Raw genomic sequence first — 16841 nt, 5'->3', positions numbered from 1 at the left:
CGCGGAGTAACTCCAGGGCTCAGTCATGTTGCCCAGTTTCCGGCACTCGTGAAGCTTCACATCCGATTGCCAAGGCAGCCCCTTCCGAATAATCACATTTTGGGCGGCGGCCCAACGACGACGAGATCGAGTTCTGCCTGGGCCTTCTCGAATCCTGCGGCCGGGAAGTGCGGCTCTCCGCCCTCGACGTGGACGTACTCGTCGGTGGGGTCGTTCATGTACTCGAAGAACGGTTCGAACACCGGGGGTGTGAGCAGGCCGAGCATGTGCGTGTTGTTCGCGGCCAGGGAGAAGCTGTGGATCGTGCCGGCCGGAGCATGGAGGAAATCGCCGGGGGTGAGGACCACCTCTTCGCCGTTGGCATGGAGCTTGACTCGACCGCCGAGGCAGAGGAAGTTCTCCGAATGCTCCCGGTGGAAGTGCAGTGGAATATAGGGGGCCTTCGCGCCCCTCGTGTCCATGGCGAAGAAACTGCCTCCGGTGTTGCGGGCGCGCACCGGGTAGGCGTTCATCTGTTCGAAGGTCTCGAACCTGTCGCCGTGCCCGGCCGCGTTGACGAAGGGCACCTCACCCTCGGGCAGATGATTGCCAGGCCGCTTCGCTTCGGCGCCCCCGACCGAGGATTCGCCGACCAGAGATTCGCCGTTCGAGGGTCCGTTTCCGTCGTGGATCGTGACCCCGAACCCATCACTGAGCTCACTGCGCAGCAGTTCGGAGACCGCCGAGGCGGGACGCCTGGAGAAGATGTGCGATCCCGTCGCTTCCCCGGCCTCGGCGGCCAAACGGTGCAGCCACTCCTCGGTGGAATAGAGGAAGAACGAGTTGAGCGTCGCCCCACCGGAGATTGAGAACCCGGTCCCGGCAGGAATCGATGCCGAATCCCCTCCGATGAGTCGGTGGACTCGACCATCGAAGGTCAGAGTCACCTCGCCCTCGATGACGTGGACGAACGAATGCCCCGGAACCGACAGAACCGGAGTGGCCGACCCGCCGGGAAGGGCGATCCGGTACAGCGAGAACTCCCCACCGGTGTCCGCGTTCCTCGCCATCGTCGTCACGTGCCAGTCGCCGAGGTGGTGGCGCAGGCCTTCGCCCGAGGACAGTGCGAAAGGGGCGAGTTCCCCGGGAAGTTCGTCACGCAGCAGAGCGGTCTTCTGGATGCTCTCCCAGTCGAATGCAGTGGTCATTGTCGGCCTTTCATCAGTGGTGGAACGTGGGTTCGGCGTGGTCCCCGATCAGCGCTCGGGCCCGCCGAGGTGGTGGGTGAAGAAATCACGGACGAGCGTGAAGGACGGGTGACGTCCTTCCGGGTCGAAGCTGCCGCGGTTGTCGGCGGTGAAGGGTGTTTCGGGTTCGGCTTCGAGGCGGCCGTTGTCGAGTCGGATGCCGGGGCCGAGTTCGAGCACTTCTCCCGGATTGAAGAACCCGTGCCCGAAGCCTTCGAGGAGGTAGAGCAGGGACTCTCCGCCGCGTGCACTCAGATAGTCGTGGAGGCTCCGTGACTGATCAGCGGGAACCGCGGTGTCCGCGGTCCCGTGGAGGATGAAGAAGGGCGGCGGGTCGCTGACGTCGAGGTGCACAGGGCTCGCCTCGCGGGCGCGCTCACGCAGATCCTCGTATGCGGAAGCCATGGGAGGAAGACCGCCGAGGAGGTCCTCTTCGGGCGTGGCCGCACGTCGTTCGCCCGGTGTCGGCTCCTGTCCTGGTTCCTCCTGTCGTGGTGCGGGAGTGGGGGACCCTGGCAGCAGAGCCGCGATATCCGCCGGGCCGTAGCCGTCGACGACGCAGGCCACCTCGGTGCTCAGTTCCTCATCGTCGGCGGGAATCGACTCGCCGGGCAGCTTCGGTGTGTGCGCGCTCAGGGCCGTGAACGCCGCGATGTGCGACCCTGCCGAAGAGCCCCACAGGCCGATCGAGTCGCTGTCGAGGCCGAATTCGCCGGCATGCCTGCGCAGCCAGCGGAGCGCCTGCCTCAGGTCGAGGACTTGGGCCGGATGTGGGTGTTCGGGGGCGAGCCGATAGTCGATGGAGGCCATTGCGAAACCGGCCGCACAGAAGTGTCGGGAGAAAGCGGGACGGGCGGTGCGATCCTGCAGGCGCCACCCGCCTCCGTGGACCCAGACGATGACCGGCCATCCGAACTCCGGTGGCAGGCCGGTGGGAACGTCGAGGTCGAGGAGCAGCTCGGGATGGTTCGGGTCGAATGCGATGGTGTGGGTCATGAGGCCTCCCTCTGATGGTTCGCGTCTCGCGGGGCCGAGTCGTCCGAGCGTTCGCTCGATCGGTCTCCTGCCGGCGCAGCCCCGACCGCCCTCAGCAGCGCCGCTGCAAGGACTGCGTCCGGTGAAGCGTCGTCGGTGCCAGCACCGTCGGCAGCCACGTCGTCGCTCTCGGCAGCTGCCGACGCAGTGGCCGCGATGTGGAGGTCCGGCCGCACGAGCATGAGTTCGGCACCCCAGTGCTCACGCGCTGCCTCGGCATCGGTTCCCGACAATCGGATGACTCGAAGTGGGATCGAGTGCTCTCTGGCCGTGCGCTCGAGTGCTTCGGTAGCGAGGTAAGCCGAAACGTCGTCGGTGACGAACACGGTGAAGCCGCGCGCATCAGGGTACACGCTCGCTCCGCTGGAGAGGCGAAAATGCGGGAGCAGGCATCCGGGCAGAGCCTGTGGCCGGTATTCGATGGCATCGACGAAGGGGATCGGACCAGGAGCGACGCGGGAGGTCCCGGCGTACTCGTATCCGAGCACGAGCCCTTCAGAGTGGAATTCACTGGCTTTGACCGCCAAAGCTTCACGGACCCTCGTTCGCGCCTCATCGCCCTCGGCACCGACCTCGTCGAGCAGCGGGTCGACGAAGTCATAGGCGAGGGCCTTGCCGTTCGCCGCGGCGTCGGCGATCATCCGAGCCGCCACAGGACGCCTTTCTTCCTCATAGCTGTCGAGGAGACTCTCCTCCGCCCACCCGTCGTGGACGGCGATGAGCTTCCATGCGAGGTTCTCCGCATCGGAGATGCAGGTGTTGAACCCGTGACCGCCCCATGGCGGATTGAGATGCGCCGCATCTCCGACAAGGAAGACGCGACCGTTGCTCTCTCGACCTCCGTAGGAATCGGCGAGCAGCATCCGCGCTGTCCACGAATCGGTGGCGAGCACCTCGATGTCGACGTCGGGGCCGACGCCTGCCATCGTCCGAATCGTTGCGGCCACCTCGGCGGGGTCGTCGATCGGTTCACAGCCCTGGAGGATGGCCCACCATGTGCCGTCGCGATCGAGTTCGCCGATCATCCCCGAGGTGGACTCATTGACGATCCACCACTGCACGGCCGGGTCGACACTCACGTGGTCGCGCAACCTCGCCGAGGTGAAGACGACGTTGAAGTTCGGGCGCGGGGCGCTCGTTCCCTGAAAGGCGACGCCGAGGGATTTGCGCACTCGCGATGTCCCACCGTCGGCCCCGATGATCCACTTCGCCTCCAGTTCGACTGTGCCGTTGTCCGCATCGTCGGCCGAGGCAACGCTCACGGTCGCGGCCGACGGGTTCGCACCCGACGCTCGCACTCCGGTGATGTAATTGATGTGGTCGCTGCGTGCGGCCGCCTCCCGCAGCACCTGCTCGACCTGAGGTTGGGGAATCTGCTGACCGCATTCCGGGGAGAGATCGTAGTCTCCGTCGATGAGTTGGAACGCCTGGTGGAAGCGTCTGAGCTCGTGGCCCCTCAGGCTCGTGCAGAAGATGACGTCTTGGGAATAGGAGACAGGCAGAGCGGCCGTCTCACGGACTCTTTCAGCCAGTCCGATGCCGGCCAGCAGCGACATGGTTCGCGCATTCGTGGTCTTGGCACGCGGTCGGAGCCGGTCGATCTCGACTCGCGGTTCGAGGACGACCGAGTCGATGCCGGCCGCCGCCAGGCGCAAGGCCAGATAGGTTCCGCTCGGGCCGCCGCCGGCGATGGCGACGGTCGTGCGGGTAGGAACCCGGTCGAGTCCGTGGACGATGGTCACGCAGAGACTCCTTCAGCAGGCTTGGACGTGGTGGCGGGTGCGGTTCTGTCACGCAGCGGCATAGCGATGGCCGCGACCACGCCGAGCACGGCGGGGATCGCGAACCACAGGGCGGCGGCCCCCGGGGAGCCACCGACAGTAGCGGCGATCGCACCATAGGTGGGTCCGGCGATGGCGCCGAGACGGCCGGCGGCAAGCGCCCAGCCGAGCCCTGTGGCGCGAACCTCGGGCGGATAGTACTGGGCGATGTGATCGTTGATCATGTTCTGAGTCCCCATTCCTCCGACGCCGGCGAAGAAGATCGCGGCGAAGAGCAGGAGGTGGTTCTGCGTCATCGACACTGCCAACAGTGACAGTGCCGCGATCGAGAAACCGAGGATGACCATGTACTTCGGTGCCGACTGCTGTGCGATCCATGCGATGACCACGGTTCCGATGATGCATCCCACCGAGTAGATCGAAAGGAACGCGATCGAGGACTGTGCGGCGAACCCCGCACCCTGCATAATGACGGGAAGCCAGGTCGTGATCCCGAACATTGTGAGCATACTGATCGCGCACACGATCCAGAACAGCAGCGTCGGGGCGAGCTGACGGGCGGTGAACAGTCGCGAGACCCCCGAAGCACGGACACGACCGGCGGTGACGGGAGCAGCCTTGGCCGCGAGGAAGACCTCGGATTCGGGCAGCCACCGCCACACGGCCAGCAGCAGGATGAGTGAGAGTCCGCCGAGAGCGTAGACCGGGCGGACTCCGTGGTCGACGACGAGTGCGGTGGCCGTCAGCGCTCCTACGAGGGACCCGACCGGCGGCCCGGTGAGCACTGCCCCGACGGCGAGAGAGACCTTGCCCTTGGGTGCGGACTCGTTCGCGATGGCCACGGCGGTGGGCAGGACTCCGCCGACTCCGATGCAGGTGATGAACCGGAAGATTGCGAAGACCGTGAAGTTCGGGGCCAGGGCGCACAGGATCATGCCGACGCTGAAGATGCCGAGCGAGGTCATCAGCAGCCGTCGCCGACCGAGCCTGTCGGTGAGCGTTCCGGCAGCAAGCGAGCCGAGCAGCATGCCGATGAGGGCGATGCTGCCGACGGTGCCGGCGAGGCTCTTGGTCACACCCCAGTCGGGGTTGCCGAGGAAACCGGGCAGGGTGGCGCCGTAGACGTAGAGGTCGTATCCGTCGCAGAGGAGGGCGATCCAGCAGATGAGGAGGATCACCCAGGTGGGGGTTCGCAGCTGTGTCATTGATCTTCGCCTTTGAAGTGGTGGACTCGGACAGGATGGATGAAGAATGCCGCAGGCTCAGTTCGAACGCGCGATGATGCGGTTGCGCAGGGTGCCGAGCTTGTCGACCTCGACTTCGACGGTGTCGCCGGGCTGGAGGAGCCATTCTGGTTGACGCGTGTAGCCGACCCCTTCGGGTGTCCCCGTGGCCAGGAGGTCGCCGGGCTGCAGAGTGAAGGTGCGCGAGATGAGAGACAGCGTCGAGGCGGGCGAGTAGACGATATCGGAGGTGCTGCCGTCCTGGACGGTCTCGCCGTTGACTCGGGTTTGGACCCGCAGTCCATCAGCGAGGCTGCCGACTTCGGAGGCAGGCACGATCGGGCCGAGCGGTCCCGAATTGTCACCGTTCTTCCCGAGGATCCACTGGGAGGTGAGCTTCTGTGCGATCCGGGAGGTGACGTCGTTGAAGGTCGAGTAGCCGACGATCGCAGCCTGCGCTTCGTCCTCATCGGCGTCAGCGAGGGTGGCACCGACGTACGCGACGATCTCACCTTCCCAGTCGAGGCCGCGTTCATTGGCGGGCACCGGGATTTCAGCACCGTCGACGCTGAGGCTGCGTGTCCAGCGTGCGAAGAGCGTCGGGTGCTCAGGGAAGGCCTCTTCCTTGAAGCTGCCCTCGGCGTGGTGGGCGCGATAATTCAGCCCGATGCAGATGACTCGGGCCTCGGGTAGCACCGGGGGCACGACACGGTACTCGGCGATGGCGACGACCTCACCGGCCTCTGAACGCTCGGTTCCGCCCGCCGCCGCGATGTGCGCATCGGCATCGGACCAGAACTCTCGGAGTTCTCCGATCACACGTGCCTCGGTCGCAGACACTCGGTCGGCTACGAAGGTCGTGTGGTCGGGGGCTTCCAGTCCGATGAGCTTCATTGCGTCTCCTCGCAGAGTAAAGAGCTTAAACATATGTATGTTTTGTATGGTTAAATAGAAATATGGCACAGATCACCGACGATGTCCAGAACTCCTCCAGCGGGCTCCTTCCGACAGCAGGCAATCGCTCCCGCCCGCTCTCACGCGGAGAGCACCTCGCTGAGAGGATTCGAGACTCGATCCGCGAACGCAATCTGAACGCAGGCGATTTCTTCGGCACCCTCGTAACCATCCGCAAGGAGACCGGCCTGGCGCGCACCACCGTGAGCGAGGCGGTCAAGCTCCTCCGCGATCGCGGGGTCCTCGTCGTCAAACCGGGCCGAGGGGGTGGGCTCTTCGTGGCGAAGACGACCCCGATCGTCCGACTGCGCCACACACTCATGCGCGTCGATGGCGATCCCGCGTCGGCCGCAGACGCCATCGAACTGCGCGAATCGCTCGAGGAGCTCATCGCTGTCAAAGCCTCAATCCACCGCTCGGCAGCCGACTGCCGTGAACTCGAATCCATCCTCGACGAGATGCGGGAGGCTGAGACCTGGGATCAATTCATGCAGAGCAACTGGAGGCTCCACGCGGCCATTGCGGCGATCTGCCCGAACTCGATGGCCCGTCCCGTCTACGAAAGCACCTTGGGATTCCTGTCCGGCGCCCATGCCGAGCAGGACGGAGAGGTCGACTCGAGCTACTGGGATATGCGCGTGCGAGTACATGAGGACCTCGTCGCAGCCATCACCTCAGGCGACCTCGATACCGTCCGCCGAGCCGTCGCCGCCCACGCTTCATCACGCAGCTGAGTGTCGAAGGAGAGATGCAGATGATCGAGGAGAACCCCACCCCGTTCCGGCAGTTCATGTACCCTCCGGGCCACCCCCGCATCGACGACCTCAAGGAGCTCGACGCCTACGAGTATCGGGAGGTCGCCAAGCAGCCGGGCACTTTCACCGGCGACCTCATCGCCGGCTGGGAGCCTCTCTACCTCAACGACTTCGCAGGAATCACCGCCGATGGTCAGCTCATCGAGGGACTGTACCCGCTGTCCCCCGCCGAGCCGGGTGAGGAAGCGCCTGTCGCGGCCATGCTCACAGCCGTCGAGGCACTGTTCGGCGCCTGCTCTGCAGACGAGGTGGAGAAGCTGCGCTATCCGGTCGATGCGGTCGAGTGGCAGACCTGGGCCAATCCTGAGTTCATGCAGTTCGACACCGGCCTGCGGCTGGAGCTCACCTCGGAGGCGGTGCGGCAGGCCGCTTTGGGCCTTGTCCGGGCGAGCCTGAGCGCCGAGGGATTCGAACTCACCCATGCGATGATGCTCATCAACGGATTCCTCGGCGAGGTCGTGGGCCTGGAGAACATCCTCGGCGAGTTCTCCTACAACTTCGCCGTCTACGGCACTCCCGACGCCAGGGCGCCCTGGGGGTGGCATCTCTACGGCCATCACTGTGCCGTCAACTGCCTCGTCGTCGAGGGCCGGATGACGATTTCACCGGTCTTCCACGGGGCAGAGCCGAACGAGATCGACGCGGGGCCGCACGCCGGACTGCGTTCCTTCGATGATCGCGTCGATGCCGGCACCGATGTCATGGCGCTGCTGAACGAGGAACAACGCGCCGAGGCGGTCGTGTACGAGCAGATCATCGATCCCGCGATGCCCGAAGGGCGCATCCACCCCGGCGATGAGCGTCACCTTGCCGGAGCGTTCCAGGACAACCGGGTCATCCCCTATGAGGGGGTGCAGGTGGGCACGCTGGATACTCGGACGCAGGAGGCCGTCGTCGACCTCGTCGCGGCCTTCCTCAACATTCTGCCCGAGGGGCCGCGACGGGCGAAGGTGCGCGAAGTCAGGGAACACCTGAACGGGTCATACTTCAGTTGGATCGGCGGAACCGAGCCGGGAGACGTGTTCTACTACCGGTTCCAGTCCCCGGTGCTCATCATCGAACTCGACCACCACTGCGGAGTGTTCCTCGACTACGACGTTCCCCAACGCTTCCACGTTCACACTCTCATGCGGGTGCCCAACGGGAACGACTACGGTCGTGCCTGGGTCCGCCAGTGGCGACGTCGAAGTGACGGCCGAGTCGAAAGCAACACTCGATGACACTCACAGGGTGAGGTCGGGGTCGTAAGCTGACCCCAGAGCTCGGACCGAAAGGAATATCGCCGACTATGAACACGATGAAGGTCGCCGTCATCGGCGGAGGAATCGCTGGTGTCACCACTGCCTACGGACTGGCGCGACGGGGCGCGACGGTCACTCTGATCGACGATGCCGCATCGGGTCAGGCGACAGCTGCCAGCGCCGGGATCATCGCTCCCTGGGTATCCTCCTCGGACGGCGCCTTCTACGAAGCCTACTCAGCCGGCGGCAACTACTATCCGGAGTTCCTCGCAGGACTCCATGACCTGGGGATCCCCGAACTCGGATACAGACGATCGGGCGCTCTGATGGTCTCGCGAGACGAGGCAGAACTCGACGCCGTCGAAGACCGGATAGCTCGACGCGTCGCTGAGTCCGGTCCCGTCGCAGGCGCGGTGGAGCGCGTAGACAGCACACAGGTCGCCGAACTGTTTCCGGCCCTGTCCCCCGAACTGACGGGCTTGTACGTCTCCGGCGGCGGACGGGTCGACGGCCGCGTTCTCAGAAATGCGACGTTGAGCGCCGCAGTCACCCTCGGCGCCGAGCACCGCGAGGACGCAGTGATCGCGATCAATCCTATCGGCGACACCCGATGGCGAGTGCAGACGATGCGCGGACCGTTCGACGTTGACTCTGTCGTCGTGGCAGCAGGGGCGAGAACTCCAGAACTGCTGCTTCCCCTCGATGTGAATTGCCCAGTGAGCCCGCAGCGCGGACAGATCACGCACCTGCACCTTCGTGGAGTGAACACCTCACTTTGGCCGACGGTCCACCCTTTCACACCCAACTACATGACTCCGTTCGATGACGGCAGGATCGCAGTCGGCGCGACCCGCGAGACCGGGAGCGGCTACGATCCCCGCGTCACCGCCGCAGGACAGATGCAGGTCCTCCAGGACGCACTCAGTCTGGCGCCCGGACTGGCCGATGCCACGGTTCTCGAGACCCGGGTCGGCATCCGTCCTATGGGCGAAGACAACCTGCCGATCGTCGGAGAAGTGCCGAACAGGCCGGGCCTATGGACCATGACGGGCTACGGAGCGGGCGGGCTGACGCTGGGGCCGCTGTTGGGCGATGCTGTCGCCCGCAGCATCCTCGGAAATCCCGCGCCGGAACTGACTGCATTTCCCACAGCCATGGCGATGTGACAGTGCCCTCTGGTCGATCGACAACGACACGTGAGCGTGAGAGAGCGCTCGAGTCGGCCCACCAGGCTTCCGCACCGCCTTCGGCACAGCAGCCGCTGCCTCACCTTCGCCTGCACCAGGCACTCACCCCTTGCGCATAATAAAGACCGTCACCGAGCTCCCAGCAAGATCGATCCTCAGCTTTCGGTCCCCGACCCCGTCAGTCGGAGCAGGCGACGAGCTGGCAGCACCCGACGTAGCCGGAGCACTCGCCGAGTCCGTCGGCTCCTCCCCACTGAACGGCACATCAGCCGGCAACGGATTCGCAGGCACTACGTGAGTCGCACTCTTCACATCGTTAGACGCCCCGTAAACCTGCGACGCCGACGAAACACTGAACCCCGACGGCATCGACAGAGTTACAGAATTCCCGCCCACCGAGGCAGCATCGTTCGCATTGATCACCGTCGTCACCAGAGTGCGCCCGTCGTTCTTCACCACCGTGTAGGCGCTCATATTCCCACCGCCAGAAACTGAAGTCCGCGTGAAATGCCCGCCGAAACTCGGCACCAACAGTCGCAGCCCCAACATATTCGGCCTCACCTGAAACTCATTCGACCGGTCCCCGTGATCGGCCGGATCGCAGATGAGCGACATCGGCGCTCCCCCATTGCACGCCCCGAGCATCGAATGCATGGCCATGCGCTCGACACCGAGCGTCGCCGCATACAGCGTGTAATCGGCCGCCCACAACGCCGAGGCGTTCGTCAGCGACGTGTAATTCGTGCCTGGGCAACTCGTCGGCCCAGTCTCTTCGAGCCACAGAGGCAAGCCCGCAACGTCCGCCTTCGATTTCCCGATGCCGAGGCTCTTCTTCGCCGCTTCCTTCGCCAAGGGATCGATGAGGTTCGCCGCCTGCGGTCCCCGCCCCGGAACCTGAGACGAATCGCATTCGTAGAGCTGATACCAGTGCTGCGAGAGTGCCTTCTTATGCTTGACTCCGGAGCCGGCGAAGGCGTCCATCCACGCCCCGTCGTAGACATCAGGGCCGATGATCGGCGCATCCGGCCGTTTCGCATGGATCGCCTTGGCATACGCCTCAAGCTGCTCCACGTATTTGTCCTTGTTCCACCCCTTGCCCCGCACGGCACCGCTGGGCACATCCTTGACGGTGTACCCGTTCGGTTCGTTGCCGATCGCCAGACCGACAAGAGAGTCGCCGAGGATGTCGACCGCGTGCGCGGCCATGTCCGCTCCGCGTCCCGGATCGTAGGTGCCCAGAGGAATGCCGATGGTGACAGACGAACCGGTGACATCGACGAGCTTCTTCAGCCGTTTGAGGTCATCAGGGGTGACGGTGACCTTCTCACCGTGTTTCGGCTTCTCGCCCTTGGACGTCCAGAACGTCCTTCTGTCGAGGGCGTTGCCCCCGAACCGCAGCGCCGGCGATCCGAGGGACTTCAACTGCTCGTCGAGGTTGGACTGCGCCGGATCGAGCCGGGGGTCGGCAAGATCGGTGGCTTCGAACGAGATCCCGACATTGTCTGCGACGAGGCCCGGGCCCGTTCGGTCGGTGGACGCTGTCACAACCGCATCATCTCCGGAGATCGTGCCGGCAAACGACTGCTCGAATTCAGTCGGCGTAGGGCTCGGTTCCGGGGACTGGCTCGAGGACGACGAACCGTCCGAGTCGAACCCCGAACACCCCGACAGAACGAGGGCGAGCGCCACCACGCCGCCCTGGATACTCCTTCTGAGGTTCACTCCAATAACTCTGCCCTGTCCCCGCGGAATCAACAACTTCCACAGTCATGGCATCGTAGAGGTGGAGACCACGCCACCTGCAGAGAGGAACCACTGTGCCCGACAACACCGGCAGTTCCTCCCTCACCCCTGTCCGCGGAGCGCTCGGCCTCTCGGTGGCGATGGGCATGGGCCGCTTCTTCTACACCCCGGCCCTGCCGCTCATGGTCGCAGCCCTCCACTGGGGTTCCTCCCCCGGCGCGTGGATCGCGACGCTCAACTACGTCGGCTACTTCATCGGCACCCTCTTCATCGCCCAGGGCTGGGTCGAACCCAACCGCTTCGTCTACCGCCTCAGCCTCATCGTCTCCACCGTGGGCCTGGCTGCGGTCGCTCTGACCCCGAACCTCATCTGGCAGGGCGGCATCCGCACGATCGCCGGCATCGCCTCGGGGCTGATCTTCGTGTGCGTGACCCAACGGATTCCCGCGAACTCACGCAAACCGCGCGACGGCGGCATCTCCTACGGCGGAGTCGGTTTCGGCATCCTCGTCTCCGGAGCCATCGTGCTCGCCGCCGGCAGCTTCGCCGACTGGCGCCAGCTGTGGCTCATCTGCGCGGCCGTGTCCGCAATCTTCACCATCATCGCCTGGACCTGGTCGATCCCCGCCCGAATCCCACCACACACCATCGCCGAGGCGCCCGACCCGGCCGAGACCAACACCAATGACCCCGCCGAGGCGGCCACCCCCTTCGAGGCCAATCGTCGCCGAGCCATGGCGATCCTCTCCACTGGCTACTTCTTCCAAGGCGGCGGCTACATCATCATCGGCACCTACCTCGTCGTGCTGGCCGGTCCTGTCTTCGGGGCCACCGCGGCCGCCTCGACGTGGCTCATCGCCGGGATCGCCACGGCGGTCTCTCCCCTGACCTGGTCGGCGGTCGCTGCCCGCCTCGGCACGGTCAAGGCACTCACCGCCTGTTACTGCCTGCAGGTCGTGGGCGCCCTGCTCGCCGTCTTCGGCTCCACCCCGATCGTGCTGTTCATCGCTGCGGCACTCTTCGGCTTCACCTTCATCGGGGCAGTGATGATGACGATCGGCGTCGGCACGCAGATGGGAGTGGCGAATGCTTCGGCGAAGCTGACGTCCTGGTACAGCATCGGTCAGATCGTCGGCCCCGCCATCGTGGCCGCGGCCCTGAGCGAGCACATCGCCGCGGCTTTCATTGCCTCGGCGATCGCTTTGGCCATCGCCATGGCTTTGACCCTCGTCGGCGTCCTCGCCAGCAACGTCGGCCGCTGAAAAACCGGTGACCGAACAGTCGTCCTGAGAATGCTTGCCGACACAGAGCACCCCAGTGCGGGCGATGTATTTTTCAACTCAGAGGCATGAACGTGAGCACTCGAGCCACTCTAGCTAGGTCCGGCGAAGCCACAAACATCCCCAAGAACCAACTATGAGGACTACGAGCTTTTAGAAACCTTAGGGAGTTCACGAAGGTTAGAACCCAGGTTGAAGCACCACACTTTTCAGATGTCGGCATCATCAGGCTCCTTGACCACTATCAGCTCAGTGAGCCCTCCCTGATTGATGCAGTCCTCGGCGAGAGCGTGTACTGCTCGTTGAAAATCAGCCGTACTCATCGCCGGAGCGAGGGTAGTTCTTACTGGCGAGTATCTCCGCAGAGGTATCGATCGACCAAAGTAGGTGTGCCCACCCCAGCCCACTTCTATAACGCGCAGCGCCTCTGAACCGGCCCATTCAACTCCAATTCGCACATCGTACTCATCGTGGCCCAGAACTTTGCTCCCCGAACGAACCAATGCAGCAAGATCTACTACCGCGTTTTCTATTTCCCACTGCAGCACGTCATGTGGTTCGCACACGTACTCCTGTCCTGCCCTTAAGCCTCCGACCGGCGCAACCAAGCTGACAGATCCGTCATGATGAACATTTGCCCAAGCCGCACGACCAGGTGAATCTTCGTCACGGACGTGGCCAAGGGCAGTCCATCGCCGTAGCCCAGGACGCGGGTTGACATGATCAGTTACGTCAAAAACGTGGGTTCCCCGACGGCGCGCCATCTTAAGCGCATACTCTCCGGCATTCTTGAACAATGCACTCGCGTCTTCGCAACTCGGGCGAGCAATAGCGTCGGGAATCCTAGGGCGCGCAATAGCGACGAGCCACGGCCGCTCGGTAGACCCAACCTGCTCCAGAGCTTCGGCATAATAGCCATCAAGCGTTTCGGCAGCTCTACGGCGCTCATCAAAACGAGCTCTGTACATCGCCTCAATCTGTCGTTCATTCATCCACACTGTGTCGGCCCCATTACGGATTGGAGCCCCGAAATGATCCTTGTATTGAACGAGGTGCGGGACGTCGGAGCTCGGCAAGACTTCAACAGCGATTGCTGAGCACTTGTCCCCCAACCGATCGATCCTTAGATTAAATATGGGCGGGCTGATCTTGCTGATCGCTACCCTTCGATAGGTACTCTCGTACCGCTCGTCGAATTCTCCTGGGTGACAGAGGCCCACGGCCTTCGACTGAGACTCCTTGACACCGTAGACGATTAGACCACCACCACTGTTGGCCATCGCTGCAATGTCCTTTTTTACATCGCTATCCAACAGATTTTTCACTTGCGGAAACTTCTGCTTCCAGTCCAAGTTCTCAGCCTCGGGCACGCCTTCTCTGACCGCGCTTTCAAGAATGGCAGCGGTCAATTGCTCGCTCGGTTCGAGCCCGAGCGCTTTGTGTAGTGGCGTGAATCTCATGCCTAGATACTATGACGTGTGCGCGGTTGGCTACTCGTCGTTGTGCTGATGCCTCAGCCCAGCGGAACGAATTGGAACATACAACAGCTCTTTCCCTTGCCCCGGAATGACACACCTCAATCCGGCCGGCACCTACCCCAGAACCCCCATTGCAATCGCGTTCGGACAATATTATTATCGTCGTAATATTAAGCCGTCTCAATGATGAGGAGTGGTGTTGATGTCCTCGCTGTTCCCGAACCTTTTCAGCCCGATCGATCTGGGCCCGCTGCGCCTGCGCAACCGCATCGTGTCCTCCGGTCACGACACGATGCTCGCCGATGACGGTTTCATCGGATCCGAACTCGTCGCCTATCACGAACGGCGGGCGGCCGGCGGGGCGGGGCTGATCGTCCTGCAGGTCTCCGGAGTGCACGAAACCGCTCGCTACACCAGTCATGTGCTTATGGCGACAGACCCGGAATCCGCGAAGGGGTACCGAGCCGTGGCGGACGCAGTGCACGGGCACGGGTGCGGAATCGTCGCTCAGCTGTTCCATCCCGGCCGCGAGGTCATGGATGGGGAACAAGGAATGGCACCCCAGGCGGTAGCCCCCAGCGACCGGCCCCAGGAACGCTTCCACGTGGTCCCCCAGACGCTGACGACACAGGTCATCGAAGAGATCGTCGACGGCTACGGTCATTCCGCCGAGCTCATCTGCGAAGCCGGCATCGACGGAGTAGAAGTCGTCGCCAGCCACGGCTACCTGCCGATCCAATTCATCAACCCGTCAGTGAACACGAGAACCGACAAGTACGGAGGTTCCCCGGAGAACCGGATGCGCTTCCTCCTCGAGTCCATCGCCGCAGCTCGCCGCGGTGCGGGAGACGGCAAGGTCGTCGGTCTGCGCATCTCCGGCGACGAACTCACCAGCAGCGGCATGAATGACACCGAAGTCCTCGAGATCATCAAGGCGGTCGAAGACCAGGGAATGGTCGACTACATCTCGGTCACCGGCGGCGACTCGTCGACACTGCAGGGAGCCCAGCACATCGTCCCCTCGATGCAGTACGAACCGGCCTACCTCGGACGACTGTCCGAGCAGGTGAAGAAGTTCACCGACCGCCCGGTGATGGTCGCCGGCCGCATCAATCAGCCGCATGAAGCGGAGAAGGCGATCGCCGAGGGCCAGACAGATCTGTGCATCATGACCCGGGCCATGATCTGCGACCCGGAGATCGCGAGCAAAGCCCAGCGCGATGCCGTCGACGAGATCCGTGCCTGCATCGGATGCAATCAAGCCTGCATCGGCCATTTCCAACAGGGCGTGGGCATCAGCTGCATTCAGTACCCGGAATCCGGCAGAGAACTCACCTTCCTCCCCCGCCCGACCGTCCGCGAAGCGTCGCGTCTGCTCGTCGTCGGCGGCGGCCCGGCAGGCTTGAAGGCCGCAGCGGTGGCGTCGGAGGCCGGTGCGAACGTCACACTCCTCGAGCGCGAAAAGTCCCTCGGCGGGCAGGTTCTCCTTGCGGAGAAGCTGCCGCACCGGTCGGAGTTCGGGGGCGCGGCAACGAACCTGACTGCGGAAGCGGTGAGGGCCGGGGTCGACATCCACACGGGAACTGAGTTCTCTTCGGCTCATCTCGACGAGCTGCGCCCCGACCGCGTGGTCTTCGCGACGGGCTCGGCGGATCGTGACCCGGACTTTGAGATCGTCGACTCTCCCCTGGTCCTCACCTCGAGGCAGTATCTGTCCGACGCACCGGAACTGCCTCAAGGCGGAGTCCTCATCGCCGACTGGCGAGGCGATTGGGCAGGCTTAGGTGTGGCGATCATGCTCGCCCGCAAACGACCAGTCACGCTGGCCACCTCGGCGAACTTCCCCGGTGCCGGTATCCAGCAGTACACGAGGACTGCGCTCATGCCCGAGCTCATTCGGTCAAAGGTCACCTTCATCAATGACGTCCGCCTCGCGGGAGTCGATGAGGACACGGTCTACCTGCAGTCAACGCTGTGCGATGAAGTCATCCAAGTGGAGGACATCGCCACGACGATCGTCAACCACGCACCACGTGCAGAGACCCCGCAGGTCGACCTCAGCGGGATTCCCTCTGTGCGCATCGGCGACTGCAAAGCCCCGCGCACCGTCGAAGAGGCCGTCTATGAGGGCCTGACCGCTGCCAATGACTTCATCCTCGGCACCGGCCACCGAGCCAGGGCGAGCGCCTGATGAGTGCTCGAACAGGACGCCCCTCCCTGTCACAGGAGGAGATCGCCGACCGCAGGGGAACAGTAATCACGGCGACGCTGAGGCTGATCAGCGAGTGCGGCACATCGGGGATCCGCCTCAAGGATGTCGCAAGCTCCGCGGGCATTTCGGTCGGGACCATCCAGTACTACTTCGACTCGCGCGAAGACCTCATTCTCAGCGCCTACCAGCAGCATTCGCAGAACGTCATCGCTTTGGTCAGAGCATCGTTCCGCGAAGGAACAGACCCGTGGACCAGCCTGGCTCAGACCTTCCACGACTTCTTCCATGTCGCCGACTTCTCCAACCGGACGCGCCTGTGGATCGAGTTCGTGGCGGCGGCAACCAGAGACGACGAGCTGCGGGGCCTGCTCGATGAGGTCTTCCTCGCGTGGAAACAGGTCATCCGACGCATCGTCGAAGCAGGGATCGCCGATGGAAGCTTCGTCCCCCCGCTGGATGCGGAGATCGCCATCGATGCCCTGCTGGCACAGCTTGACGGCTTCGAAATCGCACACGCAACGGGGGCGACCGGCACGAACGTCGAACGTATCGAGTCGGTTCTGCAGCGAACCGCACGCGTCCTCTTAGGTGCTCCGCAAAACCCGATCGACCACCTCGGCGACGCCTGACCAGCCCGCCACAAGCAGACGCGCACGCGCACACTCA

13 protein-coding genes are annotated in these 16841 nt (G+C 63.9%); 6 read left to right on the top strand and 7 right to left on the bottom strand.

What is annotated here, in order from left to right; genetic code table 11:
• Positions 1–92 precede the first annotated feature (92 nt).
• From AC3CD9_RS19220 to AC3CD9_RS19200, 5 genes are read right to left on the bottom strand one after another with little or no spacing between them, the layout of a single operon-like run.
• Positions 93–1187 carry a cupin domain-containing protein gene (locus tag AC3CD9_RS19220; protein WP_488365614.1) on the bottom strand — a complete coding sequence of 365 codons (1095 nt, stop codon included), beginning with the start codon at positions 1185–1187 and terminating at the stop codon, positions 93–95.
• Positions 1188–1235: 48 nt separating this feature from the next.
• Positions 1236–2222, bottom strand: a complete 987-nt coding sequence (locus AC3CD9_RS19215; protein ID WP_488365613.1) for an alpha/beta hydrolase fold domain-containing protein — start codon at positions 2220–2222, stop codon at positions 1236–1238.
• On the bottom strand, positions 2219–4003 hold the full coding sequence (locus AC3CD9_RS19210; RefSeq protein WP_488365612.1) for an FAD-dependent monooxygenase: 1785 nt from the start codon (positions 4001–4003) through the stop codon (positions 2219–2221). The genes AC3CD9_RS19215 and AC3CD9_RS19210 overlap by 4 nt, the downstream gene beginning before the upstream one ends.
• Entirely contained in the window at positions 4000–5247 is a 1248-nt protein-coding gene (locus AC3CD9_RS19205; protein ID WP_488365611.1) for an MFS transporter, read from the bottom strand. Before AC3CD9_RS19205 ends, AC3CD9_RS19210 begins: the two co-directional genes overlap by 4 nt.
• Positions 5248–5304: 57 nt before the next feature.
• Positions 5305–6159 (bottom strand): fumarylacetoacetate hydrolase family protein, encoded by an 855-nt coding sequence (locus AC3CD9_RS19200; RefSeq protein WP_488365610.1) that lies wholly within the window; start codon positions 6157–6159, stop codon positions 5305–5307.
• 62 nt (positions 6160–6221) lie between these two features.
• On the opposite strand from AC3CD9_RS19200, the gene AC3CD9_RS19195 reads away from it, so the two are divergent.
• The 3 genes from AC3CD9_RS19195 (at position 6222) to AC3CD9_RS19185 (ending at position 9441) form a co-directional block, all read left to right on the top strand.
• On the top strand, positions 6222–6953 hold the full coding sequence (locus tag AC3CD9_RS19195; RefSeq protein ID WP_488365608.1) for a FadR/GntR family transcriptional regulator: 732 nt from the start codon (positions 6222–6224) through the stop codon (positions 6951–6953).
• 20 nt (positions 6954–6973) lie between these two features.
• Positions 6974–8254 carry a DUF3500 domain-containing protein gene (locus AC3CD9_RS19190; RefSeq protein ID WP_488365607.1) on the top strand — a complete coding sequence of 427 codons (1281 nt, stop codon included), beginning with the start codon at positions 6974–6976 and terminating at the stop codon, positions 8252–8254.
• A 68-nt stretch (positions 8255–8322) separates the two neighbouring features.
• Positions 8323–9441 (top strand): NAD(P)/FAD-dependent oxidoreductase, encoded by a 1119-nt coding sequence (locus tag AC3CD9_RS19185; RefSeq protein ID WP_488365606.1) that lies wholly within the window; start codon positions 8323–8325, stop codon positions 9439–9441.
• Between the two features lie 123 nt (positions 9442–9564).
• On the opposite strand, the gene AC3CD9_RS19180 is transcribed toward AC3CD9_RS19185, so the two are convergent.
• Complete coding sequence (locus AC3CD9_RS19180; protein WP_488365605.1) at positions 9565–11007, bottom strand: hypothetical protein; 1443 nt, start codon at positions 11005–11007, stop codon at positions 9565–9567.
• Between the two features lie 272 nt (positions 11008–11279).
• On the opposite strand from AC3CD9_RS19180, the gene AC3CD9_RS19175 reads away from it, so the two are divergent.
• A complete protein-coding gene (locus tag AC3CD9_RS19175; RefSeq protein WP_488365603.1) occupies positions 11280–12467 on the top strand; it encodes a YbfB/YjiJ family MFS transporter in 1188 nt (395 codons plus the stop codon).
• 227 nt (positions 12468–12694) lie between these two features.
• Here the strand turns inward: AC3CD9_RS19175 and AC3CD9_RS19170 are convergent, their stop codons facing one another.
• Positions 12695–13945: an AlbA family DNA-binding domain-containing protein gene (locus AC3CD9_RS19170; RefSeq protein ID WP_488365602.1), complete on the bottom strand. Its 1251-nt coding sequence runs from the start codon at positions 13943–13945 to the stop codon at positions 12695–12697.
• 220 nt (positions 13946–14165) lie between these two features.
• On the opposite strand from AC3CD9_RS19170, the gene AC3CD9_RS19165 reads away from it, so the two are divergent.
• Together AC3CD9_RS19165 and AC3CD9_RS19160 are read left to right on the top strand one after the other, a co-directional pair.
• Positions 14166–16154 carry an oxidoreductase gene (locus AC3CD9_RS19165; RefSeq protein WP_488365601.1) on the top strand — a complete coding sequence of 663 codons (1989 nt, stop codon included), beginning with the start codon at positions 14166–14168 and terminating at the stop codon, positions 16152–16154.
• Positions 16154–16804, top strand: a complete 651-nt coding sequence (locus AC3CD9_RS19160) for a TetR/AcrR family transcriptional regulator (protein ID WP_488365599.1) — start codon at positions 16154–16156, stop codon at positions 16802–16804. The genes AC3CD9_RS19165 and AC3CD9_RS19160 overlap by 1 nt, the downstream gene beginning before the upstream one ends.
• Positions 16805–16841: the final 37 nt, after the last annotated feature.

This window comes from Brevibacterium sp. MGP-B1, from assembly GCF_057766545.1.
This window is presented reverse-complemented; position numbering and strand designations above follow the sequence as displayed.